We start from the raw sequence: 18128 nt of genomic DNA, 5'->3' as shown, positions 1-18128 counted from the left end.
AATTTGCCTGCTAGGCTGGCGGCCATGGGATACCGGTGGGAGATCACGCGCGAAGCGGTGCGGCAGGGCGTCGTCGGAATCGTGCGGACGGCGGACGCGGCCTCGGCGGTCGCCGCTGCCCGGGCAGTGCTCGACGCTGGGTTGAAGTCGGTCGAAGTCCCGCTCACCAACGCCGGCGCGCTCGTCGCGATCGAGGAGCTGAGCGCCGCGTATCCGGACGCCACGATCGGAGCGGGCACGGTGCTCGACGAGTCGTCCGCGACGGCCGCGATCCGTGCGGGAGCCCAGTTTCTCGTGTCGCCGTCGCTGCACACCGAGGTGTTGCGTACCGCTCATCGGTACGGCGTCGCGGCGCTGCCGGGCACCGGTTCGGTCACCGAGATCGTGCGCGCGATGGAGGAAGGTGCTGACGCCGTAAAGGTTTTTCCCGCCTCCGCGCTCGGTCCGCAGTGGATCAAGGACGTGCGCGCCGCGCTTCCGCAAGCCCCGCTCGTGCCGACGGGTGGAATCGCTCCCGAGGACGTGCCACTCTGGCTCGACGCGGGCGCGGTCGCCTGCGGGATCGGGTCGGCGCTGACCCGAGGTTCGTCTGAGGACATCCGGGCCAGAGTGGCCGCATTAGTGAAGGAGCGCTCGTGAGCGACGTCGTACTCGTCGGCTGCCGCACTGCCGAAACCGGCGGGAGCGGCACGGGAATCGCGGTTTTCCGACGCTCCGGCGGCGAACTGGTGCTGGATTCGACAGTGCCGATGGTGTCGCCGACCTGGCTGATCCAGCATCCCGGACTGCCGATGGTGTACGCGGTCAACGAGACGAGCTACGGCGAGATCACCTCCGTTTCCGTCGCTGACGGCCTGACCGCGCTCGACGTGGTCGAATCCGGCGGGGCCAGCCCGTGCCATCTCGCGGTGACGCCGGACGGCCGGTTCCTGTTGTGCGCCAACTACGGCGGCGGCAGTCTCGCCGTGTTCGCCCTTCGCGCGGACGGCCGCATCGACGGGCGCACGGATCTGGTGCAGCACACCGGAAGCGGGCCGCGCGCCGACCGGCAGGAAGGTCCGCACGTCCACATGGCGGTGTCGTCGGCGGACAGCTCCGTGGTGAGCGCCGTCGACCTCGGCACCGACGAAATCCGCAGCTATACGCTGTCCCCGCAAGGAAAACTGACTCCGCTGGCCGTTTCGTCGCTTCCTCCGGGAACCGGACCGCGGCAGCTGGTGCGCGGCGCGGACGGAATCGCTTACGTGGCAGGAGAATTGTCCGGAGAGCTGATCACGATGCGGGAGACTTCGCCGGGCGCGTTCGAGTTCGTCGAGGCGACTCCTTCGACGGTCAAGGGCGGCGAATCCCTGGTGGCACACCTGGAAGTGCTCGAATCCGGGGTATACCTGTCGAATCGCGGCCCCGAATGCATCACGTCGTTCGCCGGTGCTCCGTTGCGTGCGACGGCCGATCAGCCGTGCGGCGCGTTTCCGTGGAACTTCGCGGTGGCGGACGGAATGTGCTACACCGCGGCCTTCAAGGAAGACGTCATTTCCGTTTTCCCGTTGCGGGACTTCGGAAACGCAGAGGTGCGCAAGTACCCGACCGGCTCCCCGACGTGCGTGCTCCCGCTCCGGTGACCGACCATCGCCCTCGCGGCCTGCACGGGCTGACCGTGGAAACACTCGCCGCGCGCATCCTGTCCGGCGAATGGCGCGAGGGCACGGTGCTGGACCTTCCCGCGCTGCGCGAGGAGCTGGACATCAGCCTCACCGCACTGCGCGAAGCGTTGAAGGTGTTGGCAGCAAAGGGAATGATCGGCGCTCGACAGAAGCACGGCACGTTCGTGCAGCCGCGCGAGAACTGGCAGCTCCTGGACGCGGACGTCATGCGCTGGCAAACCACCGCGCGCGGAAACGCCGGTCTGCTGGACGAATTGGCCGAGGTGCGCGCCGTGGTCGAACCCGCGGCCGCGCGGATGGCCGCCGAGCGCGCGGCCGACGAAGACCTCGCCGCGATGGCGTCCGCACTCGACGCGATGGTGGCCGCACCGGATCTGGAAGCCAGTGTCGAGGCGGATCTGGCGTTCCACCGCAGCCTGTTGGCCGCCGCGCACAACAACTTCCTGCTCCAGATCGAACGCGTCATCGCGATCGGGCTGGCCGAGCGGGACAAACTGGTCCACAGCGCCGGCCCCACCGACGATCCGGTGCCGAGTCACCGCCGGGTGCTGGACGCCATCGCCGCGCACGACCCGGTCGCGGCGGAGACCGCGATGCTGGATCTGCTGGTGAAAGCCGCCGCCGACGCCAAACGGACCGGTCAGGACGTGAAGGCCCGCCGGTAAGCCGTCGGCGTGGTTCCGAGCGCCCGCCGGAAGTGCAGCCGCAGGTTTGCCGGGGTGCCGAGACCGCAGTCGCGTGCCACCCGGTCCACCGAATGATCCGTGGTTTCCAGCAGTTCCCGGGCTTTGCCGAGCCGAGCGTTGAGCAGCCACTGCAACGGCGTCGTCCCGGTTTCCTCGGCGAACCTGCGCAAGAAAGTCCGCTGCGACATCCCCGCGTGCCGGGCGAGCAGGCGGATGCTGAGCGATTCGCCGAGCCGCTGCAACGCCCATTCCCGCGTGTCCGACAGCGAAGCGTCCCCGGCGTCCGCGAGCGGAGCGGGGACGTACTGCGCCTGACCGCCTTCCCGATGCGGAGCGGCGACCAGGCCGCGCGCGATCCGATTGGCGACCGCGGCGCCCAAATCCCGGCGCACGATGTGCAGGCACAGATCGATGCCGCAGCACACGCCCGCTGAGGTGAGCACGTCGCCCTCGTCGACGTAGAGGACGTCCCGGTCGACCTGGACCGAGGGGTAGTCCCGCTCGAATTCGTCGATATATTCCCAATGCGTCGTGGCGTGCAGGCCGTCCAGCACTCCCGCCGCGGCCAGCGCGAACGCACCCGTGCAGATGGACACCACCCGCCGTCCCCGGTCGCGTGCCTCGGCCAGCAGCTCGACCGCCGCTTCCGGCGTCTCGCGGATCGGGTCGTACCCCGGCACGATCACCGTGTCCGCCGCGCGCAGCTCTTCGATCCCGCCTTCAGCGGACAGGTCGAATCCGGCGCTGGTGGCGACCTTCGGACCGAGCGCGCACAGCGTCATCTCGTAGTGCGTTTGCGGCCGCGCGTGGAACACCTGCGCCGGGATCGCCAGGTCCAGTGGAAGGACCCCGTCGAGCGCCAGCACCGCGACCCGATGCACCGTCATGGCAAGATTCTATCGAAGTACGGCAAACTTGCCACTGGCCAGGTCAGAGCGTTGCGGGCCACGCTTGAAGCCATGACCGAACTCCTTCCGGACCCGGTAGTCGCACTGCCCGCGACTCCACTGGCGGACGCCGTCGTCGAGGTCGTCCGCCCGGTGGAATCGCAGTCGGTGTTCAACCACAGCGTCCGCACCTACCTGTTCGCCCGGCTGGTCGCCGACCGGCTGGCCCTGTCCGGCTATGACGACGACCTGCTGTTCGCCGCGTGCGTGATGCACGACATCGGCGTGGCACCGGACGGCCCGCACGTGGAACGCTTCGAGGTCGAAGGGGCCGAACGAGCCGCCGGATTCCTTGTCCGGCAAGGGATTTCCACCGCGGACGCCGACGCGGTCTGGCAAGCCATCGCCTTGCACACCACCGCGGGCATCGCGGAACACCGAGGCCCGCTGTGCGTGCTCGTCCGCGCCGGGGTCGCCGTCGATTTCGGCGGTCCGGTCGGTGCCGAATATCTCGCCGCCGTCAGCGACGAGCAGGCCGCCACGATCCACGCGGCGTACCCCCGGCTGGAGATGGTCCGCTCGCTCACCGACGCGATCGTCGCGCAGGCCGCGAAAAACCCGAACAACGCGCCGGTGCCGTCCGTTCCCGCCGATTTCCTGCGCGAACGGACGGCAGACGGCGAAACCCGGCTGGAACGCGCCTCCCGCGCCTCGCGCTGGGGCAACTGAGAAAGGGATCTCCATGCACGCCGTCAAAATCCCCGAGGACTCCGAGGTTTTCGGGCCGTCCGGGGCTTCCGCCTTCGCCCGCTTCGGCTACTCCGCCGCCGTCCGCGCGGGCGACCACCTCTTCATCGCCGGGACGATCGGCCGTCGCCCGGACGGGGCCATCGCGGAAACCATCGAGGAGCAGACCGAGATCGCGCTCCGGAGGATCGAGGAGATCCTTCGCCTGGAAGGCCTCGACCTGGCCGCACTGGTCGACGTCACGAGCTATCACGTCGACATCCACCAGCACCTGCCCGGTTTCCTGGAAGCCAAGCAGCGCCTCGTGACCGCGGAGCCTTATCCGGCGTGGTCGATGATCGGCGTCAGCGGGCTCGCCAGTCCGGGATTGCTGATCGAGATCCGCGCCACCGCGGCATATCCGGGGTAACTGTCCTCAATGGACGGAGGACTCCGCGAGCGCGGTCCGCAGCATCCGCCCGGCCGCGGCGCGCGGAGCCGGGTCCACCGCGATCAGCGCGTTGACCACGGCCCCGTCCACCAGCGCGACCAGCCGGTCCAGTTCGTCCTTGCCCACCGGGGTCCCGGAACGGGCGAGGATCTCCGTCAGCAGTTCGTTGAGCTGCTGGGACAACGTCCGCATCAACGGCCGCAGGTACGGCCGCCGCCCCGTCGCGACCAGGCGTTCGTAGCGCAGCAGGACCGCCTCGGCGTCGGCTTCCGGATCGCCGCTCTGCGGGCCGAGCAGCATGTCCAGCACGAGTTCCACGGTCGCCTGCACTCCCCGGTTCCGGGTCGTCAGGTCGTCGAGCTGCCGGCGTCCGTTGGCCAGTTCGGTGTGCCCGTGGTGTTCGACCGCGGCGGTGACGAGGTCTTCCAGCGAGTCGAAGTAGTACGTCGTGGACGCCAGCGGCAGGCCCGCCCGCTCGGCGACGGCCCGGTGCCGGACCGCGTCGAAACCGCCCTCGGCCAGCAGCTCAGCGGCGGCTTCGACGAGCGCTGCCCGTCGTCGCTCGCCCTTCGGGGTGGTGGCTGCTGCCGTCATGCCCGGATATTCTGCCAGCCGCCCCGCTGGCCGCCGATCAGAACCGGGGGGCCAGCGAAGCGGCGAGGCGCGCCAGGTCGGTTGCGTACGGTGCTGGATGCCCGGAAGTACCCGGCACGCTGACCAGCACGAGAGTCCCGCCGCTGCCGGTTTTCTGACGCACAGTGACGGCTCCGGCCGGTTGCGTGGGCACGGTCACCGCCGCGTCGCGAGCGAACACCGCCGCGCCGATCGACCCGTCCGGAAGCGGGAACCCCGCGCCGCGCGACGACGTCGTACAAACGCTGCCTGGGGAAGCCTGCGCGGCGCTCAAGTGGCCTGGGAGCTCGCCAGCGAGGGCTGTGGCGAGCTCCCAGTCCACCCGTCCGCACCCGGAGGTGCCTTCGACCCGAGGGCCGGTCCTCCCGTTCCCGCCCTCTCCCTGCCGAGACGGCTGACCCGGGAAGTCATCCCCATTGCTGAAAGGACGCGCGGCCGACCCGCCGGGTTGCACGGGTGCGGCTGCGGAATTCGCGACCGAATCGGACTTCTCGCTCGAACTCCCGGCAATCCCCCAGGTGCCGAACCCCGCGGCCACGAGCACGGCCGCCGCGCCGGCGGTGATCCGGTTGCGTCGCCGCAGCTTCTCGCGCTGGGAGCGGCGCACGACGTCTTCCACCGAGAACGTCGGAGGCGGCACCTCCCCAGGCGCAGCGGAGAACAACGTCTCGGCTTCCCGCTCATCCATTGGTCTCCACCTCCCGTTCCAGCACCTGACGCAGGTTCGCCAGCCCGCGCGCGGTCTGGCTCTTCACATTGCCCTCGCTGCAGCCCAGCGCCGTCGCCGCGGCTCCGACGTCCAGGCCGTCGAAGAACCGCAGCACCAGCACCGCCCGCTGCTTCGGAGGCACCTCCTTGAGCGCCGCGAGCAGGTCCTCGCGCGTCGCGACGCGTTCGGCGAGCCCGGGACTGTCGTCCACCGGCTCCGGCAGCACCTCGGTTTGCCGTTCCCGCCGCCACGGACGGCGGGACTCGTCGATGACCGCGCGCACCAGCGTCTTGCGCACATACGCGTCGGTCGCCGCGCGGTCTCTGATCTTCTTCCACCTCCGGTGCAGTGCGACGAACGCTGTCTGCGCGAGGTCGTCGGCCTTGTGCCAATCCCCGCACATCAAATACGCGGTCCGGCGCACGGCGTCCCTCCTCGCGGCGAAGTACTCCGCGAACTCTTGTTCGTCGCGCTGGTCCACGCGCTTTGCAGCTCCGCTCTGGCCATGTCCGGTGAAGGGACGGATCCGGGGGCGTCCACGGTTGCACGTCCGGCCGGAAACGTTCCACCCCCCGTCGCATTGATGCCGCGCCCACCTGTGTGATGTGATCGGACTGTGACCATGACTGGGCAGCTGATCGACTTCCGTTCCGACACCGTCACCCGCCCGGACGCGATCATGCGCGCGGCCATGGCCGAGGCGGAGGTCGACGACAATGTCATCGGCACCGACCCGACCATCGCCGAACTGGAGCGCCGGGCCGCGCAGACGCTCGGCATGCCCGCGGCGCTGTGGACGCCGAGCGGGACGATGGCGAACCTGATCGCGCTGAGCGTCCACCTGCGACGCGGCGACCGGTTCCTCGCCACCCGCGGCGCGCACGTGCTCGCCAACGAACTCGGTTCGGCCGCCTGGCTGGCCGGCGGCATGCCGGACATCCTCGAACACGACGCGGGCCCCGGCCGGTGCCTGCCGGAAACGCTCGAAGCCGCGATCGGCAACCCCGGCCCGTACTTCACGCTCCGCACCTCTCTGCTGTGCCTGGAGAACACGCACAACGCGGCCGGCGGCGCGGTCACTCCGCCCGACGAGCACGCGCAGCTGCTGTCCGTCGCGAAGCAGGCGGGGCTCACCGTGCACCTCGACGGTGCCCGGATCTGGCACGCGGCCGTCGCGCTACAGGTGCCGCCCGCGGCGTTGACCGTCGGCGTCGACACGGTGTCGGCGTGCTTCAGCAAGGGTCTCGGCGCACCAGTCGGCTCGGTCGTCGCGGGCAGCGCCGAGTTCGTCGAGCAGGCCCGCCGGATGCGGCAGATGCTCGGCGGCGGCGTCCGTCAGGGCGGTGTCCTCGCCGCGGCCTGCCTGGTCGCGCTGGACCGCGTCGACGAACTGGCCGAGACGCACGAGTTCGCGAAACGGCTGGCCGACGGCCTCTCCGAACACGGGTGGGACGTCCCGGCTCCGGATACCAATATCGTTCTGGCCGGGGTGCCAGACGTGCCGACCGCGCTGAACTGGCTCGGCTCGCTCGGCATCCAAGCCCTGCCCATGGCGGGCAAGGTCCGGTTCGTCACGCACCGCGACCTGTCGTCCGCTGACGTTGCCGAAGCACTGCGCCGGATCAAAGCCGGCGCCTGAACCCTGGGGGACTCGGGTGACCAACTGGATCGTGTTCGACTACGGCGAGGTGCTCAGCGTCCGCACCGCCGCGGTGCCGAAGCTGGCAGCCGCCATGGGCGTCCCGCACGAGACGTTCGAACCGGTGTACTGGAGCGTGCGCGACCCGTACGACCGCGGCTGTCCTGACCTGGAGTACTGGACGTCCATCGGCGACCAGGTGGGCGCGAAGGTGGACGACGCGCTGTCGGCCGAACTGACCGCGCTCGACGTCGCGGGCTGGGGACAGCTCGCGCCGGGATCACTGGACTTGCTGCAGTCGCTGTCCGACGCCGGAGCCTCGCTCGCACTGCTGTCGAACGCGCCGTCGGCGTTCGGCGTCTGGGTGCGCGAGCAGGAATGGTCGAAGCTGTTCAAGCACACGCTGTTCTCCGGCGACGTGAAGGTCGCGAAGCCAGACGCCGAGATTTTCCAGCTGCTGCTGGACAAACTGGGTGCCGAACCGGACGAGTGCCTGTTCTTCGACGACCGCCAGGTCAACATCGACGGCGCTCGCGCGGTCGGAATCCGCGCACACCTGTGGGACGGCGCGGAAGCCGCCCGCGCGGCACTGGCCTGAGCAGCGAACGGCTCCCGCACCTTCCCGGCGCGGGAGCCGTCTCGTCCGCTCAGTATGGTTCGGCGCCGGTCAGCGGGTGATCCGCTTCGACTGCTTCTTCCCGGTGATCGCCCCGTAGGCCGCGGTGCCCAGGAACAGCACCCCGCCGATGATGCCGATCCACAGCACGGCCTTGAACAGGAAGCCGATCACGGACCCGATCACCATGAAGGCGATCCAGGCCACGACGAGCGCTCCGACGATCTTCCAGAACATGGCTCCTCCGATGCCGTTTCCGCGCCACGTCGGCCCGGTGCCCTCCAGCGTGCCATCCGTACGACGGAAACTCTCTACGCCAGACCAACGTTCAGGGAAAGCTCCGGGTTCCCCCTGACCGGAATCATCCCAGCCAGCCACCGAGCCGACGTACCCCCTCGGTCACGTCCTCGGTCGCTCCCGCGAAGGAAAACCGCACGTAACGACCGCCGTCGACCGGGTCGAAGTCGATTCCCGGGGTGATCGCGAGGCCGGTGTCGGCGAGCAGCCGCTGGCACCAGCTCAGGCTGTCGGTGGTGTGGTCGGAAACGTCGGCGTAGGCGTAGAACGCGCCGTCGGCGGGCGCGAGCTTGTCCAGGCCGATCTCGCGCAGGCCGGCGAAGAGCAGGTCGCGGTTGCGCCGGTAATGCTCGACGTGCGCGTCCGCTTCGGCGTACGACTCCGGCGTGAACGCCGCGACCGCCGCGTACTGCGAAACCGCGGGCGGGCAGATGGTGAAGTTGCCGGTGAGGACGTCGACCGCGCGATGCAGCCGCTGCGGCACCAGCATCCAGCCGAGCCGCCAGCCGGTCATCGCGAAATACTTCGAGAACGACCCGAGCACCAACGCTTCCCGGCCGTACTGCCAGGCGCAATCGAGCTGCTTGCCGTACGAGATGCCGTGGTAGATCTCGTCGCTGATCAGCTGTACCCCGTGGGACGCACACCAGCCGGAGATCGCGGCCAGCTCCCCGGGCGGCAGCACGGTCCCGGTGGGGTTGCTGGGACTCGCGACGATCAGCCCGTCGATCGGCCCGAGCCGGTCGAGCTGCTCGACGGTCGGCTGGAAATTCGTCTCGGCCGTGGTCGCGAATTCGACGACCTCGCAGCCGAGGACGCTCAGCAGATTCCGGTACGCCGGATAGCCCGGGCGGGCCATCGCGACCCGCGCGCCCGGGTCGAACGCGCTGAGGAACGACAGCAGAAAACCGCCGGAGGAGCCGGTGGTCATCACGACGTCGGAGGCGGTGACCTCGACGTCGTAGGTGCGCCGGTAATGCCCGGCGACGGCTTCGCGCAGCTCAGGAATGCCGAGCTGCTCGGTGTAGCCGAGGGTGTGCTGGCTCAATGCTTCCTGAGCCGCGCGCAGCACCGCAGCCGGAGCGGGCGCGGACGGCTGCCCGGCGGCCAAGGAGATGAGGTCGCCGTGGCTGCGCTGCCGCGCCTGCGCCGCGGACAGCACGTCCATCACGTGGAAAGGAGGTACGCCTGCCCGCAACGCGGGCCCGCCGAAAGCACCGATGTCGACCATGCGGCCAGGCTAACCGGCGGGACCGCGTGCGGGTTGTGCCGTCAGTAACCGCGGTACGCGCCGCCGTGCGCCATCGCCGCGATGCCCGGGACGTTGGACATCGAGCCGTACCGGTCGAGCGAGTAGCGGACCCCGGCGATGATGTTGTCGACCGGGTTGTAGATGTTGTCGTGCCCGGGCAGCTTGTGCGCGTTGAACGTGGAGTCGATGCACTGCATCAGGCCCTTGGACGGATGCCCTGCCGCGGCGTTCGAATCCCAGTTGTTGATCGCGTTCGGATTGCCGCCGGACTCGTGCTGGATGATCGCCCAGATGTTCTTGATGTCCGCGTCGGTGACGTTCACGCCCGCGGCCTGCAGTGCCTTGATCGCTTCCTGGATCCACTGCTGAACGTTGCCGGGCGGAGGCGAGGAGGGCGGACCGCCGCTCGGGCCGAGGCCGCCGCCACCTCCGCTGGCGCCACCGCCACCGCCGCCGTGGTGACCCCCGCCGCCACCGCCACCGCCGCCGCCGTGGCCGGTGTGCAGGCCGCCGGTGCTCTGCGGAATGGTGCCGTCCGAGTTGGGGAGCGGGACCTTCGAATAGCCGCCCTCGATCTGGGTCTTCATCAGGTCCTGCGACTTTTTGACCATGTCGTCGGCCTGCTTCAGCAGCGGGTCGATGGTCTGTTCGGCCGCGGTCGCGTCCCTCTGGTTCGCCTTGTTCGCCTCGTCGATGATCGACTGCGACGTCGGGCTGGGCGCCGGGCCCTTCTTGTCCGACTTTGCGTACTCCGCCTCGGCCGTCTGCGCCTTCTGCGCGCGATCCGATTCGGTCTTGATGCGGTTGTCGATGTTCGTCTTGGCGGTGTTGAAGGCCTCGGTGACCTTGGTCTTGATCCCGCCGAGGTCGCTCGACAGCTGAGTCAGGTCCTTGCCGACCTCGTCCAGGTGCCCCTGCACCTTGTCGCCCGCCTTGGTGATCTGCGTGACGTACTCGACGAAAGAGTCCGCCGCCGGACCTTCCCACACTCCGCCTGCCAACGACTTCGTGGAATTGTTCAGCGCGGCGCTGTGGTCGCCCGCCTGTTTCGCGGCGTCGCTGAACTGCTGCCCGGCTTTGCTGATCGCGTCCGGGTTGATCTTGTCGACCTTCTTAGCCTTTTCGACGATGCCGTTCCAGTTCGGCGGGTAGTCGATCAGCGCCATGCTCTTGCCCCCTCGTGCCTGCTCAGCGGTCTTCGTGGACGGTCAGGTCGGTCTTGTGGACCTGGTCGGTCTCCTGGATCAGCCCGGCGGCCTTCTTGAGAATGAAGCTGGTCGCCTCCATCAGCTTCCCGGCCGCGTCGAACTCGCTGTGCACGCCCTGTTTGAACGTGCCGACCGCGCCGTGCACGTCCTTGGAGCCGCCCATCGTGCCGAACGGGCTTTCCGGCTCGTCGTCAACGCCGGTGAGGTGCTTCTTGGACTTTTCGAACTCGTCCTTCAGCTTCTCCACGTTCCTGGCGGCAATGGCCATGGAATCCGGATCGTAGACAGGCACCGTTCGTCATCCCCTTCGCGACACTCGCTTCCCGACCAGTTCGGACGCTCCGCTCACCAGGTCGGTTCCCTGCTTACTCTAAGACTTCGAGCGCGTGCCGTGTGCAGTTCTGTCCGAGTTCCGGCCGTGAACCCCCGGACCGGGTTATAGCGAGGTCGAAACGGGAGAAAACGGTCTGCCCCAACGCTTCAGATCGCGGCCTGCAACTCCCGCACCCGCTCCGCCAGCACCGCGTTGTCCGCCGGGCTCACCGTCGCCCAGGTATGCCCGTCCGAATCGTCCGTGAGCTGGAACAGATACCGTCCGGAATCGGTGTCGTAAAACGCCGCCACGTGCGGCGACCGGCGCACCGTCCCGTCCCGCAGCACTCGCTCCGCGCAGAACTGGCCGCGCGCCGCCTGCCCCATCAACATCCCCGCCAGCTCCTGCGCTTCCCACAGCGCCACGCCCCGGTCCTCCAAGGCCGTGACCAGCGTCTTCGGGTCACCACCGGCGGCCGCGTCGGCGGCGACCAGCGTGCTGTGCGGCACCGAAACCGACTGGCCGACGCCCGGGTCCAGCGATCCGGCCACCGAGACCACGGCGTCGGCGAGCGCGCTGGCCTCAGCGGGAATCAGCCACACCTCGTCCCGGTCGACCACCGCCAGCACGGCCTGGCTTCCCCGGCTCACCGCGCGGCCGTGGATCTCGCGGTCCGCCCATACCCAGACGTCCACGGCTTCCCGCGGACGCGCCAGCAAATGCAACTGGTCCAGCACGGTCCCGGACGGACGGCGGCCGCGCGCCAGCCGCCGCTGCGCCAGCGAATCCCAGACGGACTCGATCAGTTCGGCCCGTTCGCTGCGGGTGCGTCCCGGCGACGGGACCGCGAGCGCGGCCGGACGCCTGCCCAAGTCGAGCGATTCCCACAGGACGTCGAATTCGAGGGCGGTCAGTACCAGGTTCACGGCCGCCGCACGTCTCCCGTGCCGTCGCCGAGGACGTCGCGCGTGACCATCCGACCGTCGGCGAACAGGTCCTTGTCGTCGACGCCGAAGCGGCGCACGTGCTCGTCGTCGCTTTCCTGCGGGGCGGCTTCGGAGAGGTACTTGGCGTCGCCGCTGCCCGATTTCGGCGCGATCTGCTCGGCTTTCTGCAGCGCGACAGCTTCCTCCTCGGGAAGCTCGTCCACCGGCAACGGCCGGACCAGACCCTTCTGCTGGCTGTCCGGTCCGCGGCCTTGCCGTTCCCGGTCGCCGGAGAGCGCGCCACCGGCCACTCCCGCGCCCAAGGCAGCAGCGCCCGCGCCGATTTCTCCGGGCGACGCGCCGCCTCCGCGCGGAACCGGAGCAGTGCTGGGGGCTTCGGCGACCGGGGCGGGCGGCGTCTGCGGGACGCTGCCGACCAGCCGACCTCGTTGCAGCGCTTGGTTTTCGTGGCCTCCGCCGGGATAGCTGCCGCCCGCGGCACCGCCGGGGTTTCCTCCCGAGCCGCCCGCCGCCGGGCCGCCAGCTGCCGGGCCGCCGACCGTCGAACGACTGGATCCGCTTGTGCCACCAAGACTTTCCGAACTGCCGACAGCTCCGCGATTACCCGGGCCACCGCTTTCGGATCCGCTGCCGGTCCCGCGCGGGCCAGTCGGCAGGAACGTGCCGGGCTCCCCGGGCCGCACTCCGCCAGGGACCCGCGTTCCGCCGGAAGCACTGGGGCCGCCGGAAGTGCTTGGCCCGCTAGGGATTCCCGGCCCGTTAGTGGACCCGACCGACCGAGGCGCACTGCCGTGCGGAGCCGGTGCCTTCTCCCAGCCCGACGGCGGAGGCGAAGACGGCGGCACATAGCTAGCCGCGACCACCGGGGCGGTCGGCCGAGCAGCCGGTGCCTGCGAAGCACTGCCGTACGCGGGCGTCGGCGGATCTACCGGAGGGGCCGGAGGCGGCGGCGGGGGAACGTACTGCGACTTCACCGACGCCGCAGCGGGCCGAACCTGGCCGTCTGGGGTCACGTCGACCGCCGCCGCGGCGCGGTCCACCGGACTCGGCCCGCTGCCCGGCTGGACCATCGTGAGCGACTGCGGCTGGCTCAGCGGCTCGGTGGACAGCAGGTTTTCCCCGCTCTGCTGGGCGTAGGAGTTCAACGCCTCGACCGCTTGGCCGCGCGCGTTGTCCGCGGCCTGCACCTGAGCCGCGTGATCAGTCTCGAAGCCGAGGAAGCTCGCCACCGAATCGATGAGCGTGAGGCTTTCCGCGCCTTTGCGCACCGCGGCCGGGTCGGGCAGCTTGTACTTGGTGCGGTTGAACGCTTCTCCTTGCGCGAAAAGCATTTCCGCGGTGTGCGTGACCTTCTGCATCGCGTCCTGCGAGAAGCCCGCCTGGTCCGACAGCACCTGCCCGGCCTGCCCGCCCGCCTGGCTCTGCCATTCGACGCCGAGCTTCGCGAGCTGGTCGCGCAAAGCGCGGTCGGTGCCCGCGAGCGCGGTCGCGACCTCCCGCAGGGCCTCGACCGCGGTGGCGATGCTGGCGATTCCGTCGCCGGTGCCGAACTTCTCGATCTCGTCGGCGATGGCGGTGTCGGTCCACCCGTCGAAACGGTGGTCGCGGATCCTGCCCGCGAGTTCGGAGATCTCCACGCGCCCTCCTAGGTCCGGTTCTTCAGGCCCTGCACGGCCAGGCCGGCGGCCTGGGTGGCGATTTCGCACAACTGCGGCTGGCTGAACGCGCCCGCGGTGACCGCGAACTCCTGTGCCGCCATGGTCTGCCCCGCGGCGACGCCGACGAGCACCTCGCAGTCGGCAGGCGTGCCCGCCGCGCGGTAGTTCGTGATCGCCGGATAGCCCTCGACGCTGGTGGGCGAGGTGGTCATGCTGTTCTTGCGCCGCGAGCCGGTGAGCCACTCCTGGACGTCCGCGCCGACGATCCGCAGGTGCAGCGCGTGGAACGGCTCGGTTTTGTCCGAATCGAACACGCAGGTGGGCCCGTCTTTCGCCTCGGCGGCCTTGCGCGGCACGCTCGTGACCTTCAGCAGGTCGAGCTGCGCTTGACCGAGCAGGTCGCACGGATCGGTCCCGGCGATCGGCAAATCCGACGGCCGCTGCGGCAGTGCGGCCGCCTTCGTCTGTTGCGCCAGGGAACTCATCGCCGGTTGTACGGGGTACGCGGTGCCTTGCTCGCCCGACGAGCAGCCCGCGAGGCCGAGTACCGCGACGACGGCGATGATCGGCTTAGTGGATGCCGTGCGCACCACGGTCCCCGAACGCCGCGGCCTTGTCTGCGTCGCTGGCCTCGTACGTCTTCGCTGCTTCGCGCAGCTGTCCGACAAGCTTGTGCAGATTGGCGACGTACGCGCGCACCTGCGCGGCGTACGAATGATCACCTTCCGCGACAACGGTGTTCCACGCAGCCATCGCGTTCACGCTCACCGTGTCCGACGAAGGAGTGTCGACCCGCAGCTCGCCCAGCCGCGTGAGGAGCTTGTCTTCGAGCGCGCTGACCTGCTCGTCGACCACCCGCGCGACCTCAAGCAGTTTCGCCGGCTCGACCACGATGTCCGCCACGCCCGGCGCTGCCGGTACCGACGAAGCCAGGTCGGTGAGCGGTGTGCTTCCCGGCATGCGCTAACCCCTCCCGTGATACGGACGGTGACCGTACGGACCGTTTCGAGGCTACCAACCGGCGCGTGAACCCGAGGCGAACTTCGTGGAGAAGCTGCTCAGGCGGGAGCGCTTACTTCCCCGTTGGCCGCGCGCAATGCGATATCGGTGCGGTGGTGCGACCCAGCGAGGTGTACGCGCTCGACAGTCTCGTACGCGTGCTTGCGCGCCGCCTTAAGCGACTTACCGGTGCCAACGACCGACAGCACCCGTCCGCCCGCCGAAATCACCGCACCGTCGTCGCGACGCCGCGTACCCGCGTGAAGCACGCCTTCGATCTCTCCGCCGGTGATGACGTCACCAGTGCGCGGCTTGCCCGGGTACCCGTCGGCAGCGATCACGACGGTGACCGCGGCTCCGCCCGACCACTCCAGCGGCGGCAGCTCAGCCAGCTTCCCGGTCGCCGTCGCGTTCAGCACAGTCGCCAGCGACGTACGCAGCAGTGCCAGCACAACCTGCGTCTCGGGGTCGCCGAAGCGGCAATTGAACTCGATCACCTGCGGGCCTTCCGAGGTGAGCGCGAGCCCGGCGTAGAGCAGGCCGGAGAACGGGCTGCCCCGGTCGGCGAGTTCGTCCACCACCGGCTGCACGATCCGCGCGACGACGTCGTCCACCAGGCCCGCAGGAGCCCACGGCAACGGTGCGTAAGCGCCCATGCCGCCGGTGTTCGGGCCGGTGTCGCCGTCGCCGACGCGCTTGAAGTCCTGCGCGGGCAGCATCGGCACCACAGTGCGGCCGTCGACGAAGCAGAACAGCGAGGCCTCCGGTCCGTCCAAAAAGGACTCCAGGAGGACCGGGTGACCGCCGTCGAGCAACATCAACGCGTGCTTGCGCGCGACCTCGACATCCTCGGTCACGACCACGCCCTTGCCAGCGGCGAGACCGTCGTCCTTCACGACCCAGGTGGGCCCGAAGCGCTGAAGCGCGGCGTCGAGACGCGCGGGGGTGTCGACGACTTCGCTGCGGGCCGTCGGCACCTTCGCCGTCGCCATGACGTCCTTCGCGAACGCCTTCGACCCCTCGATGCGCGCAGCCGCGGCAGACGGTCCGAAGCAGGCGATGCCGGCTTCGCGCACCGCGTCGGCGACGCCCGCGACGAGCGGCACCTCCGGCCCGATCACGACGAGGTCGGCCTTCCACTCCTTGGCCAGGGCCGCGACGGCCTCCGGCTCGGCGAGTTCGACCCCGAGCTGCTCCGCGACCGCCGTCGTCCCCGCGTTGCCGGGGGCGCAGGCGAGCGCCGTGACCGCGGGGTCGCCAGACACCGCGAGGACGAGTGCATGCTCACGGGCGCCGGAGCCGATTACCAGTACGCGCACGCCGGACAGAGTAACGGTGCGTGTCGCGCCCCGGCAGCGCGCCGTCCGCGACCTCGTCCCGGACCAGGTGCGCGACTGGTCCGTTGAGACCTCGGACACCGGAGAACGGGGTCCGGATTCGGCCGCCATCCACCGTTTACCCGGTTGTCAACCGCCCGTCCGGCTGGTGCCGTGCGCGCGACGCTTGCGGCGGTGAGGGTGACGCGGTAGTCGTGGCGAGCTGCGGATCGCCCGGTAGAGAAAGGTCCCCCATGAAGCGCAAACGCCTCGGCGTGCTCGCCCTGTCCGGCCTGGCCCTGCTCGGCGTCGCCGGCCTCGCGATCGGCCCGGCCGCCGCGAGCGAGGACACGGCCGCGGGTGCGGCCGCGCACGGTCCCCGGCACGATGGCCCGGTGATCGTCGGACACCGGGGCGCGCCCGGCTACCGCCCGGAGCACACGCTCGCGTCGTACGAACTCGCCTGGCGGATGGGGGTGGACTACGTCGACGTCGACCTGGTGCCGACCAAGGACGGCCAGCTCGTCGCCCGGCACGAGCCGGAGATCAGCGGCACCACCGACGTCGCGGCCCACCCGGAGTTCGCCTCGCGCAAGACCACGAAGGTCATCGACGGAACCAAGATGACCGGCTGGTTCACCGAGGACTTCACCCTCGCCGAGCTGAAAACGCTCTACGCCAAGGAGCGGATCCCGCAGAACCGGCCGAACAACCAGCTCTACGACGGCCGCTACCGGATCGCCACCTACCAGGAGGTGCTCGACCTGACCCGGCGGCTCGGCCACGAGCTGCACCGGACGCTGGGCACCTACCCGGAGGTCAAGCACTCGACGTACTTCTCCTCGATCGGCAACCCGACCGAACCGAAGCTGGTGTCGATCCTCAACCGCAACGGCCTGAACCGGCCGAACGCGCCGGTGATCATCCAGTCGTTCGAGGTGTCGAACCTGCAGGAGCTGCACAAGCAGGTGCGAGTGCCGCTGCTGCAGCTGACCGAGGCGAAGGGCGCTCCGGCCGACTTCGTCGCGAAGGGCGACAAGCGCACCTACGCCGACCTGGTCACGCCCGCCGGCCTGCGCGAGATCGCGAAGTACGCGAAATACCTCGGCCCGGAGAAGGGGCAGATCATCCCGCGGGATGCGCAAGACAACCTCGGCAAACCGACCACGCTGATCGCCGACGCGCACCGCGCCGGGCTTGAGGTGCAGCCCTACACCTTCCGCAACGAAAACCCGTTCCTGCCGGCGAACCTGCGCTCCTCGGCCAGCCCGAGCGCGTTCGGCAACGTGTTCGCGGAGGAAGCGGCGTTCCTGAAGGCCGGGGTCGACGGATTCTTCGCCGACCAGCCGGACACCGCGCTGGAGTCGGTCCGGGACTTCACCGGCCGCTGATTTCTCTTTGCCGACTTAGGTTTTTCTTTCCGGCCCGCCGGTGACGTCCGCGTCGCTGGCGGGCCGTTTCAGTCTTGCGGCGCGAGCAGAACGATCGGGATGACCCGGTCGGTTTTCTGCGCGTATTCGTCGTACAGCGGGAAAATGCGCGCCATCTGGGGCCACAGAGTCTCGCGCTCGTCCGGAGCCGCGACACGGGCGCGGGCAGTGAACCGGCGATCGCCGACCTGCACGCCAACACTCGGTTCCGCCACCAAGTTCTTGAACCACTCCGGATCCTCGTCGGCACCGCCTTTGGAGGCGACGACGACGAATTCGTCGCCGGAGGTGCCGTAAATCAGGCAGGTGCGCCGAGGCACGCCGGTTTTGCGGCCGGTCGTGACGAGCAGGAGCGTGTAAAGGCCGTTGGATTCATGCCCTTCCGCGCCATTCGTGGCCAGGTAGGTCCTGGTCTGCTCGGCGACCCAGTCCCACTTCGAGTCGGTAGCGCGGTCGAGGTCTTCGGCGACAGCCATGGCGACGGTCCTTTCAGGGGCGAACGGGGAGTATCTCGCCCCGGAGACGGAGCCGCCGCGACATTCTCGACATCCTGGTCAGAAATGTCTGTCCAGCCCGGGCGAGGTAGGGCTGTCCCCACCCCGTAACGGGGGGTGCAGGCCATCGCCGTCGTGCCGTCGGGAGCCTTAGCGTTCGTCGCGCAGGCTGTCGAGGGGAGAGACCGGTGGCTGGAACTGCG

At 69.5% G+C, this 18128-nt stretch carries 22 protein-coding genes; 8 read left to right on the top strand and 14 right to left on the bottom strand.

Annotated elements, in window-relative coordinates:
* Nucleotides 1–24 precede the first annotated feature (24 nt).
* From ACWGIC_RS00460 to ACWGIC_RS00450, 3 genes are read left to right on the top strand one after another with little or no spacing between them, the layout of a single operon-like run.
* Nucleotides 25–639 carry a bifunctional 4-hydroxy-2-oxoglutarate aldolase/2-dehydro-3-deoxy-phosphogluconate aldolase gene (locus tag ACWGIC_RS00460; protein ID WP_452073728.1) on the top strand — a complete coding sequence of 205 codons (615 nt, stop codon included), beginning with the start codon at nt 25–27 and terminating at the stop codon, nt 637–639.
* Nucleotides 636–1622: a lactonase family protein gene (locus ACWGIC_RS00455; RefSeq protein ID WP_452073727.1), complete on the top strand. Its 987-nt coding sequence runs from the start codon at nt 636–638 to the stop codon at nt 1620–1622. The genes ACWGIC_RS00460 and ACWGIC_RS00455 overlap by 4 nt, the downstream gene beginning before the upstream one ends.
* Nucleotides 1619–2329: a FadR/GntR family transcriptional regulator gene (locus tag ACWGIC_RS00450; RefSeq protein ID WP_452073726.1), complete on the top strand. Its 711-nt coding sequence runs from the start codon at nt 1619–1621 to the stop codon at nt 2327–2329. Before ACWGIC_RS00455 ends, ACWGIC_RS00450 begins: the two co-directional genes overlap by 4 nt.
* On the opposite strand, the gene ACWGIC_RS00445 is transcribed toward ACWGIC_RS00450, so the two are convergent.
* A complete protein-coding gene (locus ACWGIC_RS00445; protein ID WP_452073725.1) occupies nt 2305–3237 on the bottom strand; it encodes a GlxA family transcriptional regulator in 933 nt (310 codons plus the stop codon). The genes ACWGIC_RS00450 and ACWGIC_RS00445 overlap by 25 nt on opposite strands.
* A gap of 72 nt (nt 3238–3309) precedes the next feature.
* On the opposite strand from ACWGIC_RS00445, the gene ACWGIC_RS00440 reads away from it, so the two are divergent.
* Both ACWGIC_RS00440 and ACWGIC_RS00435 read left to right on the top strand, forming a co-directional pair.
* A complete protein-coding gene (locus tag ACWGIC_RS00440; RefSeq protein WP_452073724.1) occupies nt 3310–3966 on the top strand; it encodes an HD domain-containing protein in 657 nt (218 codons plus the stop codon).
* A 13-nt stretch (nt 3967–3979) separates the two neighbouring features.
* A complete protein-coding gene (locus ACWGIC_RS00435; RefSeq protein ID WP_452073723.1) occupies nt 3980–4393 on the top strand; it encodes a Rid family hydrolase in 414 nt (137 codons plus the stop codon).
* A gap of 6 nt (nt 4394–4399) precedes the next feature.
* On the opposite strand, the gene ACWGIC_RS00430 is transcribed toward ACWGIC_RS00435, so the two are convergent.
* From ACWGIC_RS00430 to ACWGIC_RS00420, 3 genes are read right to left on the bottom strand one after another with little or no spacing between them, the layout of a single operon-like run.
* Nucleotides 4400–5008 (bottom strand): TetR/AcrR family transcriptional regulator, encoded by a 609-nt coding sequence (locus ACWGIC_RS00430; RefSeq protein ID WP_452073722.1) that lies wholly within the window; start codon nt 5006–5008, stop codon nt 4400–4402.
* 37 nt (nt 5009–5045) lie between these two features.
* A complete protein-coding gene (locus ACWGIC_RS00425) occupies nt 5046–5735 on the bottom strand; it encodes a hypothetical protein (protein ID WP_452073721.1) in 690 nt (229 codons plus the stop codon).
* Nucleotides 5728–6237, bottom strand: a complete 510-nt coding sequence (locus ACWGIC_RS00420) for a SigE family RNA polymerase sigma factor (protein ID WP_037808752.1) — start codon at nt 6235–6237, stop codon at nt 5728–5730. Before ACWGIC_RS00420 ends, ACWGIC_RS00425 begins: the two co-directional genes overlap by 8 nt.
* 141 nt (nt 6238–6378) lie before the next feature.
* On the opposite strand from ACWGIC_RS00420, the gene ACWGIC_RS00415 reads away from it, so the two are divergent.
* Entirely contained in the window at nt 6379–7395 is a 1017-nt protein-coding gene (locus ACWGIC_RS00415) for a threonine aldolase family protein (RefSeq protein WP_452073720.1), read from the top strand.
* A gap of 16 nt (nt 7396–7411) precedes the next feature.
* The gene (locus ACWGIC_RS00410) at nt 7412–7993 is read left to right on the top strand and encodes an HAD family hydrolase (RefSeq protein ID WP_452073719.1); all 582 of its coding nucleotides are present in this window, start codon (nt 7412–7414) and stop codon (nt 7991–7993) included.
* A 69-nt stretch (nt 7994–8062) separates the two neighbouring features.
* Here ACWGIC_RS00410 and ACWGIC_RS00405 read toward each other — a convergent pair whose 3' ends face one another.
* The 9 genes from ACWGIC_RS00405 to purD form a co-directional block, all read right to left on the bottom strand.
* Nucleotides 8063–8248: a hypothetical protein gene (locus ACWGIC_RS00405; protein WP_409184305.1), complete on the bottom strand. Its 186-nt coding sequence runs from the start codon at nt 8246–8248 to the stop codon at nt 8063–8065.
* A 124-nt stretch (nt 8249–8372) separates the two neighbouring features.
* A complete protein-coding gene (locus ACWGIC_RS00400; RefSeq protein WP_452073718.1) occupies nt 8373–9539 on the bottom strand; it encodes a pyridoxal phosphate-dependent aminotransferase in 1167 nt (388 codons plus the stop codon).
* A 41-nt stretch (nt 9540–9580) separates the two neighbouring features.
* Nucleotides 9581–10726, bottom strand: coding sequence for a transglycosylase SLT domain-containing protein (locus ACWGIC_RS00395; protein ID WP_452073717.1), 1146 nt, complete (start codon nt 10724–10726; stop codon nt 9581–9583).
* A gap of 22 nt (nt 10727–10748) precedes the next feature.
* Nucleotides 10749–11060, bottom strand: a complete 312-nt coding sequence (locus ACWGIC_RS00390) for a hypothetical protein (protein ID WP_067577414.1) — start codon at nt 11058–11060, stop codon at nt 10749–10751.
* A 188-nt stretch (nt 11061–11248) separates the two neighbouring features.
* A complete protein-coding gene (locus ACWGIC_RS00385; RefSeq protein ID WP_452073716.1) occupies nt 11249–12007 on the bottom strand; it encodes an ESX secretion-associated protein EspG in 759 nt (252 codons plus the stop codon).
* Nucleotides 12004–13665 carry a hypothetical protein gene (locus tag ACWGIC_RS00380; protein WP_452073715.1) on the bottom strand — a complete coding sequence of 554 codons (1662 nt, stop codon included), beginning with the start codon at nt 13663–13665 and terminating at the stop codon, nt 12004–12006. The genes ACWGIC_RS00385 and ACWGIC_RS00380 overlap by 4 nt, the downstream gene beginning before the upstream one ends.
* 8 nt (nt 13666–13673) lie before the next feature.
* Nucleotides 13674–14276 (bottom strand): DUF3558 domain-containing protein, encoded by a 603-nt coding sequence (locus tag ACWGIC_RS00375; protein ID WP_452073714.1) that lies wholly within the window; start codon nt 14274–14276, stop codon nt 13674–13676.
* Complete coding sequence (locus ACWGIC_RS00370) at nt 14257–14646, bottom strand: PE domain-containing protein (protein WP_452073713.1); 390 nt, start codon at nt 14644–14646, stop codon at nt 14257–14259. Before ACWGIC_RS00370 ends, ACWGIC_RS00375 begins: the two co-directional genes overlap by 20 nt.
* A 98-nt stretch (nt 14647–14744) precedes the next feature.
* Entirely contained in the window at nt 14745–16004 is a 1260-nt protein-coding gene (gene purD / locus ACWGIC_RS00365) for a phosphoribosylamine--glycine ligase (RefSeq protein ID WP_452073712.1), read from the bottom strand.
* Between the two features lie 251 nt (nt 16005–16255).
* Between purD and ACWGIC_RS00360 the strand changes: the two genes are divergently transcribed.
* Nucleotides 16256–17392 (top strand): glycerophosphodiester phosphodiesterase, encoded by a 1137-nt coding sequence (locus tag ACWGIC_RS00360; RefSeq protein ID WP_452073711.1) that lies wholly within the window; start codon nt 16256–16258, stop codon nt 17390–17392.
* Between the two features lie 68 nt (nt 17393–17460).
* Here ACWGIC_RS00360 and ACWGIC_RS00355 read toward each other — a convergent pair whose 3' ends face one another.
* Nucleotides 17461–17907 carry a nitroreductase family deazaflavin-dependent oxidoreductase gene (locus tag ACWGIC_RS00355; protein WP_452073710.1) on the bottom strand — a complete coding sequence of 149 codons (447 nt, stop codon included), beginning with the start codon at nt 17905–17907 and terminating at the stop codon, nt 17461–17463.
* Nucleotides 17908–18128 lie beyond the last annotated feature (221 nt).

This window comes from Amycolatopsis sp. NPDC054798, from assembly GCF_053611505.1.
The sequence above is the reverse complement of the archived record's forward strand: the minus strand, read 5'-3'. Positions and strand labels throughout refer to the sequence as shown.